Raw genomic sequence first — 14,298 nt, forward strand, 5'->3', positions numbered from 1 at the left:
CCCGGAGAGCATCGCATGGCATTGGGGTGGCTGGTCGTACTTCCGTTTATCGCAGCGGCGCTGGTCGCGCTCACGCCTCATCGCATGCGTGCGCTCGCGACCTGGATCGCGTTCGCGGCGGCGCTGTTCGGCCTCGGGCTGCTGCTGAGCGAACGCGTCGGCATGGCGACCTTCGGCGTCATGCAGTGGCGGCACGAATGGGTGCCCGACATCGGCCTCGCGCTGTCGCTGCGACTGGACGGCCTGTCCTTCATGTTCGCGCTGCTGGTGCTCGCCATCGGCCTGCTGGTCTTCATTTACGCGCGCTACTACCTCGCGGGCAACGACGCACTGCCGCGCCTCTATCTGCTGCTTCTGCTGTTCATGGGCGCGATGCTCGGCGTGGTGCTGTCGAACAACCTGCTCCTGCTCGTCATCTTCTGGGAGCTGACGAGCCTCGTCTCGTTCCTGCTGATCGGCTTCTGGCCGTCACGGCCCGATGGACGGCGCGGCGCGCGCATGGCGCTCACCATCACGGGCGCGGGCGGCCTCGCGCTGCTCGCGGCCGTGCTGCTGATCGGTCACGTGTGCGGCAGTTACGAGCTGAACGACGTGCTCGCCCAAGCGCCCAAAATCCAGCACGATCCGCTTTACCCGGCCATTTTGCTGCTCACGCTGCTCGCGGCGTTCACGAAGTCGGCGCAGTTTCCGTTTCACCTCTGGCTGCCGCACGCGATGTCGGCGCCCACGCCCGTCTCGTCCTACCTGCATTCGGCGACGATGGTGAAGGCCGGCGTGTTCCTGCTCGCGCGCCTCTATCCGGTCTTCGAGGGCACCGACTGGTGGACTTATACGGCGACGCTCGCGGGCCTTGTCACCCTCGTGGGCGGCGCGTCGATGGCGCTGTTCCAGCGCGACCTCAAGGGCCTGCTCGCCTACTCGACGATCAGCCACCTCGGCCTGATCGTGCTGCTGTTCGGACTCGACACGCAGCTCTCCACGGTCGCCGCGCTCTTTCATACGGTCAACCATGCCGTGTTCAAGGCGTCGCTGTTCATGGCCGCGGGCATCATCGACCATGAAACCGGCACGCGCGACCTGGGCCGTCTGCGCGGCCTGCGCAAGTACATGCCGCATACCGCGGTGCTAGCGAGCGTGGCGTCGCTGGCGATGGCGGGTGTGCCCTTGCTCAACGGCTTCCTGTCGAAGGAAATGTTTTTCGGCGAGACGCTCGCGCAAGGCATGTTCGGCCCGTTCAACTGGGCGATCCCGGTCGTGGCGATCGCGGCGGCGGCGCTGTCCGTGGCCTATTCGCTGCGCTTTGTGTGGGGCGTGTTCTTCGATGGCTCGACGCCGCACGACCTGCCGCACTATCCGCCCCACGAACCGCCGCGCTTCATGAAGCTGCCGGTGGAAATCCTCGTGGTGATCTGCCTGCTGATCGGCCTCTTTCCGCAGCACACGATTGGCCGCATGCTCGCGTCGGCGGCGTGGTTCACGCTGGGCGGCAAGCTGCCCGACTACAGCCTGAGCATCTGGCACGGCATCAACGCACCGCTCATTATGAGCGTGGTGTCGTTCGCGGCGGGCGCGGCCCTCTTTTTCCTGCGCCGCGATGCGTTCCGCCATCATCGTTCGGTGCTCTCGGACATGAATGCGAGCGAGGGCTTCGACCGGCTGGTGCAGCGCCTCGAAAAAGGCGCCGCCGTGATCGTGCGGGTGTTCGAAACACGTTCGCTGCCCGCCTATCTGTCGTGGATGATCGCGGCCATGCTGATCGTGCCGGGCTCCTACTTCTTCGCGCTCGGCGCGTGGGGCGGCACGCTCGCGCCGCTGCCCATCGACGCGCTCACGCTCTGCGGGCTCGTGCTGATGGCGCTCCTCGCCGTGGGCGTCGTGCTGGTGCGCCAGCACACGCTCTATTCGCTCGTCGTGCTGAGCACCTGCGGATTGCTGGTGACGCTCGCGTTCGCGCGCTTTTCCGCGCCCGATCTCGCGCTCACGCAGGTGTCCGTCGAAGTAGTCACGGTGCTCCTGCTCGTTCTCGCGATTTACTTCCTGCCCACGCTCCAACCGGTCGTCGAGACGATCCCCACGCGCCTGCGCAACGGCCTGCTCGCGCTGATGGGCGGCGGCCTGCTCGGCAGCGTCGCCTATGAGGTGATGACGCGCGAGCCGGTGCAAGGCATCGCGCCTTATTTCCTCGCCAACGCGTTGCCCGGCAGCGGCGGCCATAACGTCGTCAACGTGATCCTCGTGGACTTTCGCGGCTTCGACACGATGGTCGAGGTGAGCGTGCTGGTGGTCGCGGGCCTCGCCGTCAAGGCGCTGCTGCGCGGCCTGCGCCTGAAGGCATCGGGCACCGGGCCCGGCGGCCTGCCGTGGTCGTCGCAATCGCACCCGCTGCTGCTGGCGATCCTCGCGCGGCTGATGCTGCCGCTCACGATGCTTGTCGCCGTGTTTGTGTTCCTGCGTGGCCACAACCTGCCTGGCGGCGGATTCATCGCTTCGCTGATCGTCTCCATCGCGCTGCTGCTCCAGTACGTGGCAAGCGGCGTGTTGTGGACAGAATCGCGTATCCGCATTCAATACCGCGCACTCGCGGGGCTGGGCCTGCTCGTTGCGGCCGCAACGGGTCTGGGCAGTCTCGCGTTCGGCTATCCGTTCCTCACCAGCTCGTTCGGGCATTTTCATCTGCCGCTCATCGGCGAAATCGAGTTGAGCACGGCGATGCTGTTCGACCTGGGCGTGCTGGGCGCCGTAGTGGGCACGACGCTCACGATCGTTTCGCATCTGGGCGTGCGCGACAAGGACATGCAGTCCGTGGAGAAAAGCTGATGGAAGCCGCCTTCGCCGCCGCAATCGGAGTGCTGTGCGCAAGCGGCATCTATCTGCTGCTTTGCGCGCGCGTGTTCCCTGTGATCCTCGGCATCACGCTGTTTTCGTATGCGATCAATCTGTTCGTGCTCGGCATGGGACGGCTTGCAACCGGCAAGCCGCCCGTCGTCGCGCCGGGCGCGCAATATGCCGATCCCGTTCCGCAGGCGCTCGTGCTCACGGCCATCGTGATCGGCTTTGCGATGACGGCGTTCACCGTCGTGCTCGCGCTGCGTTCGCTGGCCATGACCGGCAGCGACCATGTCAACGGCGAGGCCATCGAAAGCAACAAGGAGAAGCTCGGCGCATGAATCACGCCCTTCTGCTCCCCATCCTGATCCCGCTGTTCGCGGCGGGCGCCATCGTCGCGCTGCCGGTGCGGGCAAAGCGCCTGCAACGCGCGCTCAACGCCGTGGCGATCGTCGCGCTGCTGCCGGTCGCCTGCTGGCTGACCGCGCATGCGGCGCAAGGCGACATCGCCACTTACGCACTGGGGGCGTGGCCCGCGCCGTTCGGCATCGTGCTGCAACTCGACCGGCTCGGTGCGCTGATGTTGCTGCTCACGGCCGTGCTGGCGTGCTGCTGCCTGCTAGGCACGTCGAGCGCCGATGCACGTCGCGGCCGCTATTTCCGCGCGCTGTTCCAGTTCGAGCTGATGGGCCTGAACGGCGCGTTCCTCGCGGGCGACCTGTTCAACCTGTTCGTGTTTTTCGAACTGCTGCTGATCGCGTCCTATGCGCTGCTGCTGCATGGCGGCGGCACGCGGCGCGTGCGCAACGGCCTGCACTATCTGCTGATGAACCTGGTCGGATCGTCGTTCTTCCTGATCGCGCTGGGCGTACTGTACGGCATCGCGGGCACGCTCAACATGGCCGACATGGGCGAGCGCCTCGCGCACCTCGACCCCGCCACGCTGCCACTCGCACGCTTCGCGGGCGCGACGCTGATGCTCGTGTTCGGCCTGAAGGCTGCCTTGTTCCCGATGTCGTTCTGGCTGCCGCAGGCCTACCGCAGCGCCATCGGCCCAGTGGCGGCGCTGTTCGCGATCATGACGAAGGTGGGCATCTACGCGATGCTGCGTTGCGACGCACTCGTGTTCGGGCTGGGGGCGGGCGGGGTGCTCGACGCTTTCATGCGCGACTGGGCGTGGTGGCTCGCCATCGCGACGATCGTCTTTGGCGCGCTGGGCGCGCTGGCCGTATCGAGCCTCAAGACCACCACGGGTTATCTCGTGCTCGTTTCGGTGGGACTCCTGATCGCCGCCATCACGCAGCAGACGCCGCTCGCCTGGAGCGCACTGCTCTACTACCTCATCAGCACGACGCTGTGTTCGGGCGCGCTGTTCCTGCTTGCCGATACGCTCGAACCGGAGGCGCTCGCGACGCCCGGTGCGACGGAACACGCGCTGGAACCCGCCTCGCTCGAAGCCCTTGACGACGCTGCCGCCGCTGCGATCTCGCCCGAATCCGATGGCGCGGCGGTCGCGGCTGCACGCGCCACGCATGCGCCCTGGCCTTCCAACGTCGCCGGGGTGCTCTACCTGGTCGCCGCCGTGGGCGCAGCGGGCCTGCCGCCGCTCTCGGGCTTTCTCGGCAAGGCGATGGTGCTCGCCGCCACGCCGATGAGCAGCGCGACCGTCCTGTGGCCCGCCGTGCTGGTCTCCAGCCTGTTGCTGATCGTCGCGTTGAGCCGTACCGGCACGCGCCTGCTGTGGGCCGAACCCGCCGCGCGCGCCGCCGCGAATGCGCCTGCACGCGCACCGCGCGGCAGTTCGGCGAAACTCGCCGCCTGCGCGCTGCTGCTGGGCTGCGTGGCGGCGGCCACGCTTGGCGCGGGTTCGTTGCGCCAGTATCTCGACGCCACCGCCGCGCAGCTCTTCGACCGCGCCGCCTACGTGCGCGCGATCCTCCCAGCGACGTCGGCAATGTCGGCAACATCAGCGACACCCGCCGCCGCACCGGCAAGCGGAGGCTGACCCATGCTCAAACGGCTGTTTCCGCATCCGTGGCTCAGCATCGTGCTGCTCGTCTGCTGGGTTCTGCTGATGAACGACGTCTCGCCAGGCAACCTGCTGCTCGGCGCGGTGCTTGGCGTCGTCATCGCATTCTGTATCGGCGAAGGTCTGTGGCTGCAACCGGTGCGCTTTGGCAGGCCGTGGCTGCTGGTGCGCCTGTTCGGCCATGTGCTCGTCGATATCGTGGTCGCCAATGTGGAAGTCGCGCTGCTCGTGCTCGGCCCGACGAAGCGCCTGCGCCCCGCCTTTATCGAAGTTCCGCTGGACAGCACGCACGAAATCGCGCTCGCCGCGCTGATCAGCATCGTTTCGCTGAGCCCCGGCACGCTGTGCGCCGAACTCAGCGACGACCGCACGCGCCTGTTCGTGCACGTGCTTGATCTCGACGACGAAGCGGCGCTCGTCGCCTTGATCAAGTCCCGTTATGAAGCCCCATTGCTGGAGATATTCGCATGCTAGCCATCGTGATCCCGGTCTCGTTCGCGATTCTAGGCGTCGCGTTCCTGCTCACGCTCGCGCGCCTGGTGCGCGGGCCGTCGCTGCCCGATCGCATCGTCGCGCTCGACACGCTCAATATCAATGCGATCGCGCTCATCGTGGTGTATGGCATCAGCCTGCGCTCGACGGTGTTTTTCGAAGCCGCGCTGCTGATCGCCGTGATGGGTTTTGTGGGCACCGTCGCGCTGACGAAGTATCTCCAGCGCGGCGACATCATCGAACTCAACTGACTCCCCCGCTCAAGAGGCAAGCCAATGCAAACCGCCGTCGAAGCCATCGTGTCCGTGCTGCTGCTCGTGGGCAGCCTGTTTACGCTGGTCGGCGCGATCGGGCTTTTTCGCCTGCCCGACTTCTTCATGCGCCTGCATGGCCCGACCAAATCGACCACGCTGGGCGTGGGCGGCATCGTGCTAGCCTCGGTGATCTACTTCAGCACTCACAACAATTACGCGAGCCTGCATGAGCTGCTGATTCCCGCGTTCCTGTTTCTCACCGCGCCCATCAGCGCACACATGCTCGCTAAGGCAGGCATCCAGCAGCGCGTGCCGCTCACGGGCGTCACGCGCGGACGCCCGCCCGCAACGGGCGCCTGCGCCGAACACGGCGACACGCGCGAGCGCGAAGACCTTGACGCATCAAGCGACCCTGCGCAAAGCGCGCGCCCGGCGAACAAGCCTGGCCAGGACGCGTGAACGCGGGCACTCGTAAAAGCTGCACATGGATTTTGCGCGTCACTCTGCCAAAGATATTTTTTAAAGCCGATTTAAAGACCACTTAAATTCTGGCTTAGGTCTTTTCCTCTATTGCCATCATCGCTGCGGGCGCCTGCTTTGGCGCGCCTTGCAACGCCTGCCGCTCCCCTTCGTTACCCCTCGTTACGACTTCGCTCACTCGTTGGCAAACCTGCGGCACAGCGATTGCTGAACATGCTCGCCCGGATGCAGCATCGCAATCCCCCTGGGTCTGCGAACGAACGCGAAAGGCACAACTGGAAGCCCATAGAAATAAATAACGCGCGCCGAACAACGCACTACAACGGCACTACACCGCGCGACTTCTACAGCTAAACCGAGACTCGATGAGGTGGATGAGATGAAGACGATTCGCACCCTGGCCGCGCTTGCGAGCGCGGCGGCCCTGTTGACCGCCTGCGGCGGCGGCGGCGGCAATGACGTCGGCAAGGAACTGGGCCTGCAAAACCCCGAGATCCATTTTGTGCACGCCCTGCCGGGCGGCGGCAACGTGGACTTTCTCGTGAACGGCAGCGCGCTGCAAACCAATATCGCGTACAAGCAGGTCACGAACTTCGCGAATATCAACACGGGCAACACCACGGTGGCGTATGCCAACACGGGCACGACCACGGCCATCGCCAGCGGCAACTTCCCGGATGTCGCCAAGGGCCACGAATATACGGTGCTCGCGCTGCCTGCTGCGACAGGCGGCGATATCGGCCTGATCGACGATCCGTTCGACAAGGGCCTGCTGTCCAGCAGCGCGCGCGTGCGGGCATTCAACGCCACGGTCAACGCGCAGAATCTCGACATCTATATCGTCGCGCCCAATACTGACATCAACACCGTTTCGCCGACCATGGCCGGCGTGGCGTTCAAGAATGCGGTGCCGGCCAGCGGCCAGGACTCGAACTACCTGAACGGCGGCACGTATGTGGCGATCGTGACGGTGGCCGGGTCGAAGACGCCGATCTTCCAGTCCGCCTCGTTCAATCTGGGCAACAACGCCGACTGGCTCATCACGTCGGTGCCGATCGCAGGCACGATCTCGCAACTCGCAGTGGGCCAGATTCACCTGCTGGTCGCGCAAGGCGGCAACACCTCGCAACCGGCTGTCGAGTTGACGAACCAGTTGACGGGTGTGTAATGCGGTAGATCCGCCGAGGTAGAGCCCGGACGCGGGGCGGATTCACGCCCCGCGTCCGGCTTTATGCGCCTCGTCCAGTACGAAGTCGATAAACGTGGACGCTGCGCGCGTGTGATGACGGTTCGGCATATAGAGCATGTACATGTGCGTGCCGAAAATACTCAGGCGCCACGCGTCGAGCGACGTCACCACCTGGCCCGCGCGCATATCGTCGTGCACCACGTAATCCGGCACGATGCCCACGCCCAGCCCGGCCAGGATCGACTGGCGCAGGAACAGGAAGTTTTCCGAAATAATCGACGGTTCCAGCAGGACTTCGTGCCGTTCCTCTTTCAGGTAGGCCGCCAGCCTTAGTTGCCGCCCCACCACCGTGGCGGTGATGAGCGGCGCGCGCGCAAGATCTTCCAGCGTTTGCGGCATGCCGTGTTCCGCCGCCCATTGCGCCGACGCGCACGCCAGGTACTTGACCGCTCCCATATCGCGCGCCACGAGGTTCTGCGGCGGCTCGTGCATCACCCGCACGGCGATATCGACTTCATCGCGCAACAGGTCTTCGACGCGATTTTCAAACATCACGTCGAGCACGATGCCCGGATAAAGCCGCTTGAAGCGGATCAACCACTCCGACATCACGAGTTGCCCGTAGCCGCTCGGCACCGAAAGCCGCACGCGACCCTGCAGGCTCTGCCCCAGCGTCGAGACCGACTCGTGCGCGGCAAGCAGCGCATTCTGGATCGTGCGGCCATGCTCATAGAGCTTCAGGCCGATCTCGGTCGGCTCCACGCGGCGCGTGGTGCGGCGCACGAGTTGCAGGCCGATCGACTTTTCCAGGTGATTGAGGTGGTAGCTCACGTTCGCGCGGCTCATCTTGAGGCGGCGCGCGGCCTCGCTCAGGTTGCCCGCGTCGAGGATCTCCACCAGCAGCGTCAGCGCATTAACGTCCACGGCTCTTTCCACGCATGACCCGGAATCGGGTCGATTGTCAAAAATTCTTTGACAGCATGTCAACGAACGATGGGATTGTCAATGAACCCTGGCATCCACACAATGAAGTCCATTATTGGAGAACCGCCGCCAGAACATCCCGGTCGGCCCCTAAATCAGGAGACACGCTTCATGGCAATCGACACGGCCGCTTCCGCCAATTCCCCCGCTTCGCCCGCTTCCCCGGTCACACACGAACTACGCGGCAAGGTGCTGCTCGTCACCGTGGACAATCCGCCCGTCAACGCGCTGGGCGTCGATGTACGCCGCGGCCTGGCCGCCGCCATCGAGCACGCCGAAGCGAACGCCGCCGTGCAGGCCGTGCTGATCATCGGCGCGGGGCGCAACTTCATCGCCGGTGCGGACATCCGCGAGTTCGGCAAGCCGCCGCAGCCGCCCGCGCTGCCCGATGTCTGCAACCGTATCGAAGCCAGCCACAAGCCCGTGATCGCGGCGATTCACGGCGCGGCGCTGGGCGGCGGCCTGGAAATCGCGCTTGCGGCGCACTATCGCCTGGCGGTGGCGGGCGCGAAGCTCGGCCTGCCCGAAGTGCAACTGGGCCTGCTGCCCGGCGCAGGCGGCACGCAACGCACGCCGCGCCTGATCGGCGCCGAAGCCGCGCTCGCGTTGATGCTCAGCGGCAAGCACATCGGCGCACAGGAAGCGCTCAAGCTGGGCCTTGTCGATCGCGTGGGATCGAGCGACGACATCCTTGCCGAAGGCCTTGCCTACGCGCAGGAACTGCTGGCCGCGCACGCGAGCGTGCGCCGCACGCGCGACGCGCAGGCGCTGGCCGACCGCACCGCCGCGCAAGCCGCCATCGACGCCGCGCGCGCCGAGACCGCGAAGAAATCGCGCGGCCTGTTCTCGCCGCTGAAGATCGTCGATTGCGTGCAGGCCGCGCTCGACCAGTCGTTCGAAGAAGGCCAGCGCGTCGAACGCAAGCTGTTCCTGGAATGCCTCGACAGCCCGCAGCGCGCGGGCCTCGTGCACGCCTTCTTCGCCGAGCGCGAAGTGCAGAAGACGCCGGAAGCCAAGACCGCTAAACCGCGTGCGATCGAAACCGTCGGCGTGGTCGGCGGCGGCACGATGGGCGCGGGCATTGCGGTGGCCGTGCTCGATGCGGGCCTGCCCGTGACGATGATCGAGCGCGACGACGCCTCGCTCGCACGCGGGCGCGCGCACGTGGAAAAGGTCTACGACGGCCTGATCGCAAAGGGCCGCATGAAGCCCGAAGCGAAGGACGCCATTCTCGCGCGCTTTACCGGCAGCACGTCGTATGACGCGCTCGCCACGGTCGATCTCGTGATCGAAGCGGTGTTCGAAGAGATGGGCGTCAAGCAGGCCGTATTCGCCGAACTCGACCGCGTCTGCAAGCCGGGCGCCGTGCTCGCGACCAACACCTCGTATCTCGACATCGACGCCATTGCAAACAGCGTGAAGCGCCCGCAGGACGTGATCGGCCTGCACTTCTTCTCGCCGGCCAACATCATGAAGCTGCTCGAAGTCGTGGTGCCGAAGCAGGTCAGCGCCGACGTCGTCGCCACCGCGTTCGAACTCGCGAAGAAGCTGCGCAAGGTGCCCGTGCGCGCGGGCGTGTGCGACGGTTTCATCGGCAATCGCATTCTCGCCGTCTACCGCACCGCCGCCGATCACCTGATGGAAGACGGCGCGTCGCCGTATCAGGTCGACAAGGCCGTGCGCGAATTCGGCTATCCGATGGGCCCGTATCAGGTGGTCGACCTGGCGGGCGGCGATATCGGCTGGGCCACGCGCAAGCGTCGCGCCGCCACGCGCGACCCGAAAGCGCGTTACGTGCAGATCGCCGACCGTCTGTGCGAACGCGGCTGGTTCGGCCAGAAGACGGGCCGCGGCTTCTACCTCTACCCCGACGGCGCACGCACCGGCACGCCCGACCCCGAAGTCGAATCGATCATCCGCACCGAGCGCGAACGCGCAGGGATCGAACCGCGCAGCTTCAGCGACGAGGAAATCCTGCGCCGCTACATGGCCGCGATGATCAACGAAGGCGCGAACGTCGTGCACGAAAAGATCGCGCTGCGCCCGCTCGACGTGGACGTGACCTTCCTCTACGGCTACGGCTTCCCGCGCCATCGCGGCGGCCCGATGCATTACGCCGATACCGTTGGCCTCGCAAACGTGCTCGCCGATATCCGCGAGTTCGCGAAGGAAGATCCGCTGTTCTGGAAGCCGTCGCCGCTGCTGGTCGAGCTGGTGGAACGCGGTGCGAATTTCGCGAGCCTGAATCAATCGGCCTGATGGTACTGGTTGCACGCGCAACGAATAAAGGGAATCCCTCGAACATGAACCTCAACTTTACCGCCGAAGAAGAAGCCTTCCGCAGCGAAGTGCTCGACTTCCTGCGCGAGCGCCTGCCGCAGCGCATCGCCAGCAAGGTGCGCAACGGCCAGCACCTCACGCGCGACGACATGGCGCAATGGCACGCGATCCTCAACGAAAAGGGCTGGCTCGCGAATCACTGGCCGAAGGAATACGGCGGCCCCGGCTGGAGCGCCGTGCAGAAGTTCATCTTCGAAAACGAATGCGCGATTGCCGCCGCGCCGCGCATCGTGCCGTTCGGCGTGAACATGCTCGGGCCGGTGCTCATCAAGTACGGCAACGAAGCGCAAAAACGCCATTGGCTGCCGCGTATTCTCGATGGCTCAGACTGGTGGTGCCAGGGCTATTCGGAACCGGGCGCGGGTTCGGATCTCGCGGCGGTGCGCACGGCCGCCGTTCGCCAGGGCGATCACTACGTCGTCAACGGCCAGAAGACGTGGACGACGCTCGGCCACTACGCGAACATGATTTTCTGCCTCGTGCGCACCGCCACCGATGTGCGCAAGCAGGAAGGCATCAGCTTTTTGCTGATCGACATGAACACGCCCGGCATCGAAGTGCGGCCGATCATCACGCTCGACGGCGAGCATGAAGTCAACGAGGTGTTCTTCACCGATGTGCGCGTGCCGGTGGACAACCTCGTCGGCGAAGAGAACAAGGGCTGGACTTACGCGAAATATCTGCTCACCTACGAGCGCACCAATATCGCGGGCGTGGGCTTTTCCGTGGCGGCGCTCGCGCGGCTGAAACTGGCCGCGCAAAAGGTCACGCGCAACGGCAAGCCGCTCGCGCAGGATCCGCAATTCGCCGCACGGCTTGCCAAAGTCGAGATCGACCTGGAGAACATGAAGACCACGAACCTGCGCGTGATCGCCGCCGTGGCGGGCGGCGGCGTGCCGGGCGCGGAAAGCTCGATGCTGAAGATTCGCGGCACCGAGATCCGCCAGGAGATTTCCTCGCTGCTGCGCCGCGCGATGGGCCCCTATGCTGCGCCGTTTATCGAAGAAGCCTTGCAGGAAGGCTTCGACGGCGAACCGGTCGGCCCGGAAGAAGCCGCCAGCGCCGCCGCGCTCTATTTCAACAATCGCAAGCTGTCGATTTTCGGCGGCTCCAATGAAATCCAGAAGAACATCATCTCCAAGATGATTCTCGGTCTTTAAGAGGTCTTGCGATGAATTTCCAGCACACCGAAGACCGCCGCATGCTCGCGGATACGCTCAATCGTTTCATCTCGGAGCAGTACGGATTCGAGACGCGCGATAAAATCGCGCGCTCCAGTGAGGGTTTCAGCGCGGACATATGGCGGCGTTTTGCCGAACTCGGCGTGATCGGCGCGCTGTTCGACGAGGCCGATGGCGGCTTTGGCGGCCAGGGTTTCGACGTGGCCGTGGTGTTCGAGGCGCTCGGGCGCGGGCTCGTGGTCGAGCCGTTTCTCGATACGCTGATCGTGGGCCGCGCGCTTGCGCATGCGGGCAATGACTCGCAGCGCGAGCGTATCGCGGCGCTGATCGACGGCTCGCAGATCGCAGCGCTCGCGCACGACGAACCCGGCTCGCATTACGAGGCGTCGCGTGTAAGCACGCGTGCCGAAAAGGATGGCGACGGCTGGCTGCTGCAAGGCGCGAAAGGCGTCGTGCAGCATGCGGAACATGCGGACGTGCTGCTGGTTTCGGCGCGAACGTCGGGAGCTGAATTCGACGAAGCGGGCATTGCGCTCTTTCTCGTGCCACGCCATGCCGAAGGCGTGAACGTGCGCGGCTATCGCAAGATCGACGGGGGACGCGCGGCGGAAGTCACGCTCGACAACGTGAAGGTCGGCGCGCAGGCATTGCTCGGCGCGCAGGGCGGCGGCTTCGCCACGCTCGAACACGCAACCGGCTACGGCCTGATCGCGCTGGCGGCGGAAGCGCTTGGCGCAATGGACATCACGCGCGATTTCACGCTTGAGTATCTGCGTACGCGCAAGCAGTTCGGTTTGCCGCTCGGCAGCTTCCAGGCCTTGCAGCATCGCATGGCCGACCTGCTGCTCGACATCGAACAGGCGCGCTCGGCGGTCATCAACGCGGCGGCCGCCGTCGATGCACCGCGTGTGCAACGCGAGCGCGCCCTGTCGGCGGCGAAGTACACGATCGGGCACATCGGCGCGCGCGTGGCCGAAGAAGCGATCCAGCTGCACGGCGGCATCGGCATGACGTGGGAGCTGCCGCTCGCGCACTACGCCAAGCGCCTTGTGATGATCGATCATCAGCTCGGCGACGAAGACCATCATCTCGCGCGTTACATCGCGCTGAATGCACTGGAAAGCGCTGCGGCGTGAGTCAGGCGTGGAAGGCCGCGCCCTGCACGCTCACGCGCGGCCTTCCCTCCACAACGAATCAGGAGTGCCTGCTGATGCAGACGGAAAACAATGGCCTGCCGCTGGCGGGCGTGCGCGTGCTCGATCTTTCGCGCATTCTCGCGGGGCCTTGGAGCGCGATGGTGCTCGGCGACCTCGGTGCGGAAGTCATCAAGGTCGAGCATCCCGATCGCGGCGACGATACGCGTGACTGGGGCTTGCGCATCGGCCAGACCGAGACCGCGTACTTCAACAGCGTGAACCGCAACAAGCGCTCGATCACGCTCGACCTGCAAACGCCCGAAGGCCAGCAGATCGCGCGCGACCTGGCGAAGACCTGCGATGTGGTGGTGCAGAACTTCAAGTTCGGCGGCGCGGAAAAGCTCGGCCTGGGCTATGAGCAATTGAGCGCGGAGAATCCGCGCCTGATCTACTGCTCGATTTCGGGCTACGACCGCACGGGTTCCGAGGCGAAGCGCCCCGGTTACGACCTCGTCGTGCAGGGCGAAGCGGGCTTGATGGCGCTGAATGGCGAGGCGACCCAGCCGCCGCTCAAGTTCGGCGTCGCGGCGGTCGACCTGTTCACGGGCATGTATTCGGCGCAGGCGATGCTCGCGGCGCTGTACCAGCGCGAGCGCAGCGGGCGCGGCCGCCACATCGAAATGGCGCTGTTCGATTGCGGCCTCATGATCACCGCCTACTACGGGCTGGAGGCGCTCGTGATGGGCGAAGATCCGCCGCGCTACGGCAACGATCATCCGTCCATCGTGCCGTATGGCGTGTTCGATGCGGCGGACGGGCCGCTCGTCATCACGGTCGGCAACAACAGCCAGTTCGAACGCTTCGCACGCGAAGTGATCGAGCGCCCCGATCTGGCCGACGACGCGCGCTACAAGACCAATATCCAGCGCTCGCAGAATCGCGCGGCGCTGCTGCCCGAACTCAAGCGCGAACTGGGCAGCCGCCCGCGCAAGCTGCTGCTCGAACGCCTCGCGCAAGCAGGCATTCCGTGCGGCGAAGTCGCGGGCCTGCGCGAGGCGCTGCTGTCGGCGCGCGCCACCGAGGCGGGTCTCGTCACGCAGCAGCCGCACCCGCACACGGACAGCGGCACGACGCCGGTGCTCGCGCCGCCGTGGCGCTTCGACGGCGAACGCATGCCCGTGCGCCGCGCCCCGCCGCAACTGGGCGAGGCCACGCACGAGGTGCTGGCCGCGACGCTCGGTTATTCGGACGAGCAGCTTGCGCAATTGAAGGACAAGGGCGTGATCTAGCCCGCTGAAACCCGCTTCCGTTCAGGCGGGATCGGGAGTTGCGGACTCAAACCCGCGCAGACGCCCCGCCGCGTATGCAGGACGCACGCGCCGCGGGG

12 protein-coding genes are annotated in these 14,298 nt (G+C 65.6%); 11 read left to right on the top strand and 1 reads right to left on the bottom strand.

Annotated features, from left to right (window positions below):
* Window positions 1-15: 15 nt before the first annotated feature.
* The 7 genes from BBA01S_RS13820 to BBA01S_RS13850 all read left to right on the top strand — a co-directional run bounded on the left by BBA01S_RS13820 (window position 16) and on the right by BBA01S_RS13850 (window position 7,249).
* The gene (locus BBA01S_RS13820; protein WP_027816977.1) at window positions 16-2,817 is read left to right on the top strand and encodes a monovalent cation/H+ antiporter subunit A; all 2,802 of its coding nucleotides are present in this window, start codon (window positions 16-18) and stop codon (window positions 2,815-2,817) included.
* Complete coding sequence (locus tag BBA01S_RS41165; RefSeq protein WP_042297076.1) at window positions 2,817-3,167, top strand: Na+/H+ antiporter subunit C; 351 nt, start codon at window positions 2,817-2,819, stop codon at window positions 3,165-3,167. The genes BBA01S_RS13820 and BBA01S_RS41165 overlap by 1 nt, the downstream gene beginning before the upstream one ends.
* A complete protein-coding gene (locus BBA01S_RS13830) occupies window positions 3,164-4,831 on the top strand; it encodes a monovalent cation/H+ antiporter subunit D (RefSeq protein WP_027816978.1) in 1,668 nt (555 codons plus the stop codon). Before BBA01S_RS41165 ends, BBA01S_RS13830 begins: the two co-directional genes overlap by 4 nt.
* Window positions 4,832-4,834: 3 nt before the next feature.
* Entirely contained in the window at window positions 4,835-5,329 is a 495-nt protein-coding gene (locus BBA01S_RS13835; RefSeq protein ID WP_027816979.1) for a Na+/H+ antiporter subunit E, read from the top strand.
* Window positions 5,323-5,598, top strand: coding sequence for a K+/H+ antiporter subunit F (locus BBA01S_RS13840; protein WP_027816980.1), 276 nt, complete (start codon window positions 5,323-5,325; stop codon window positions 5,596-5,598). The genes BBA01S_RS13835 and BBA01S_RS13840 overlap by 7 nt, the downstream gene beginning before the upstream one ends.
* A gap of 24 nt (window positions 5,599-5,622) precedes the next feature.
* Entirely contained in the window at window positions 5,623-6,060 is a 438-nt protein-coding gene (locus BBA01S_RS41170; RefSeq protein ID WP_042297079.1) for a Na+/H+ antiporter subunit G, read from the top strand.
* A 400-nt stretch (window positions 6,061-6,460) separates the two neighbouring features.
* A complete protein-coding gene (locus BBA01S_RS13850; protein ID WP_027816981.1) occupies window positions 6,461-7,249 on the top strand; it encodes a DUF4397 domain-containing protein in 789 nt (262 codons plus the stop codon).
* A gap of 42 nt (window positions 7,250-7,291) precedes the next feature.
* Here the strand turns inward: BBA01S_RS13850 and BBA01S_RS13855 are convergent, their stop codons facing one another.
* Complete coding sequence (locus tag BBA01S_RS13855; protein ID WP_027816982.1) at window positions 7,292-8,194, bottom strand: LysR family transcriptional regulator; 903 nt, start codon at window positions 8,192-8,194, stop codon at window positions 7,292-7,294.
* 171 nt (window positions 8,195-8,365) lie between these two features.
* Here BBA01S_RS13855 and BBA01S_RS13860 point away from each other — a divergent pair, with 171 nt between their 5' ends.
* The 4 genes from BBA01S_RS13860 to BBA01S_RS13875 all read left to right on the top strand — a co-directional run bounded on the left by BBA01S_RS13860 (window position 8,366) and on the right by BBA01S_RS13875 (window position 14,200).
* Window positions 8,366-10,513, top strand: coding sequence for a 3-hydroxyacyl-CoA dehydrogenase NAD-binding domain-containing protein (locus tag BBA01S_RS13860; protein ID WP_042297082.1), 2,148 nt, complete (start codon window positions 8,366-8,368; stop codon window positions 10,511-10,513).
* Between the two features lie 44 nt (window positions 10,514-10,557).
* On the top strand, window positions 10,558-11,754 hold the full coding sequence (locus BBA01S_RS13865; RefSeq protein ID WP_027816984.1) for an acyl-CoA dehydrogenase family protein: 1,197 nt from the start codon (window positions 10,558-10,560) through the stop codon (window positions 11,752-11,754).
* 11 nt (window positions 11,755-11,765) lie between these two features.
* The gene (locus tag BBA01S_RS13870; RefSeq protein WP_027816985.1) at window positions 11,766-12,911 is read left to right on the top strand and encodes an acyl-CoA dehydrogenase family protein; all 1,146 of its coding nucleotides are present in this window, start codon (window positions 11,766-11,768) and stop codon (window positions 12,909-12,911) included.
* 74 nt (window positions 12,912-12,985) lie between these two features.
* Window positions 12,986-14,200 (top strand): CaiB/BaiF CoA transferase family protein, encoded by a 1,215-nt coding sequence (locus BBA01S_RS13875; protein WP_027816986.1) that lies wholly within the window; start codon window positions 12,986-12,988, stop codon window positions 14,198-14,200.
* The last annotated feature ends 98 nt before the right edge of the window (window positions 14,201-14,298 follow it).

This window comes from Paraburkholderia bannensis NBRC 103871, assembly GCF_000685015.1.
Classification (GTDB): domain Bacteria; phylum Pseudomonadota; class Gammaproteobacteria; order Burkholderiales; family Burkholderiaceae; genus Paraburkholderia; species Paraburkholderia bannensis.

Excerpts from the sequence above, each read along its gene's own strand:
- BBA01S_RS13820 (WP_027816977.1), top strand. The coding sequence starts at position 16 with ATGGCATTGGGGTGGCTGGTCGTACTTCCGTTTATCGCAGCGGCGCTG.
- BBA01S_RS41165 (WP_042297076.1), top strand. The coding sequence starts at position 2,817 with ATGGAAGCCGCCTTCGCCGCCGCAATCGGAGTGCTGTGCGCAAGCGGC.
- BBA01S_RS13830 (WP_027816978.1), top strand. The coding sequence starts at position 3,164 with ATGAATCACGCCCTTCTGCTCCCCATCCTGATCCCGCTGTTCGCGGCG.
- BBA01S_RS13835 (WP_027816979.1), top strand. The coding sequence starts at position 4,835 with ATGCTCAAACGGCTGTTTCCGCATCCGTGGCTCAGCATCGTGCTGCTC.
- BBA01S_RS13840 (WP_027816980.1), top strand. The coding sequence starts at position 5,323 with ATGCTAGCCATCGTGATCCCGGTCTCGTTCGCGATTCTAGGCGTCGCG.
- BBA01S_RS41170 (WP_042297079.1), top strand. The coding sequence starts at position 5,623 with ATGCAAACCGCCGTCGAAGCCATCGTGTCCGTGCTGCTGCTCGTGGGC.
- BBA01S_RS13850 (WP_027816981.1), top strand. The coding sequence starts at position 6,461 with ATGAAGACGATTCGCACCCTGGCCGCGCTTGCGAGCGCGGCGGCCCTG.
- BBA01S_RS13860 (WP_042297082.1), top strand. The coding sequence starts at position 8,366 with ATGGCAATCGACACGGCCGCTTCCGCCAATTCCCCCGCTTCGCCCGCT.
- BBA01S_RS13865 (WP_027816984.1), top strand. The coding sequence starts at position 10,558 with ATGAACCTCAACTTTACCGCCGAAGAAGAAGCCTTCCGCAGCGAAGTG.
- BBA01S_RS13870 (WP_027816985.1), top strand. The coding sequence starts at position 11,766 with ATGAATTTCCAGCACACCGAAGACCGCCGCATGCTCGCGGATACGCTC.
- BBA01S_RS13875 (WP_027816986.1), top strand. The coding sequence starts at position 12,986 with ATGCAGACGGAAAACAATGGCCTGCCGCTGGCGGGCGTGCGCGTGCTC.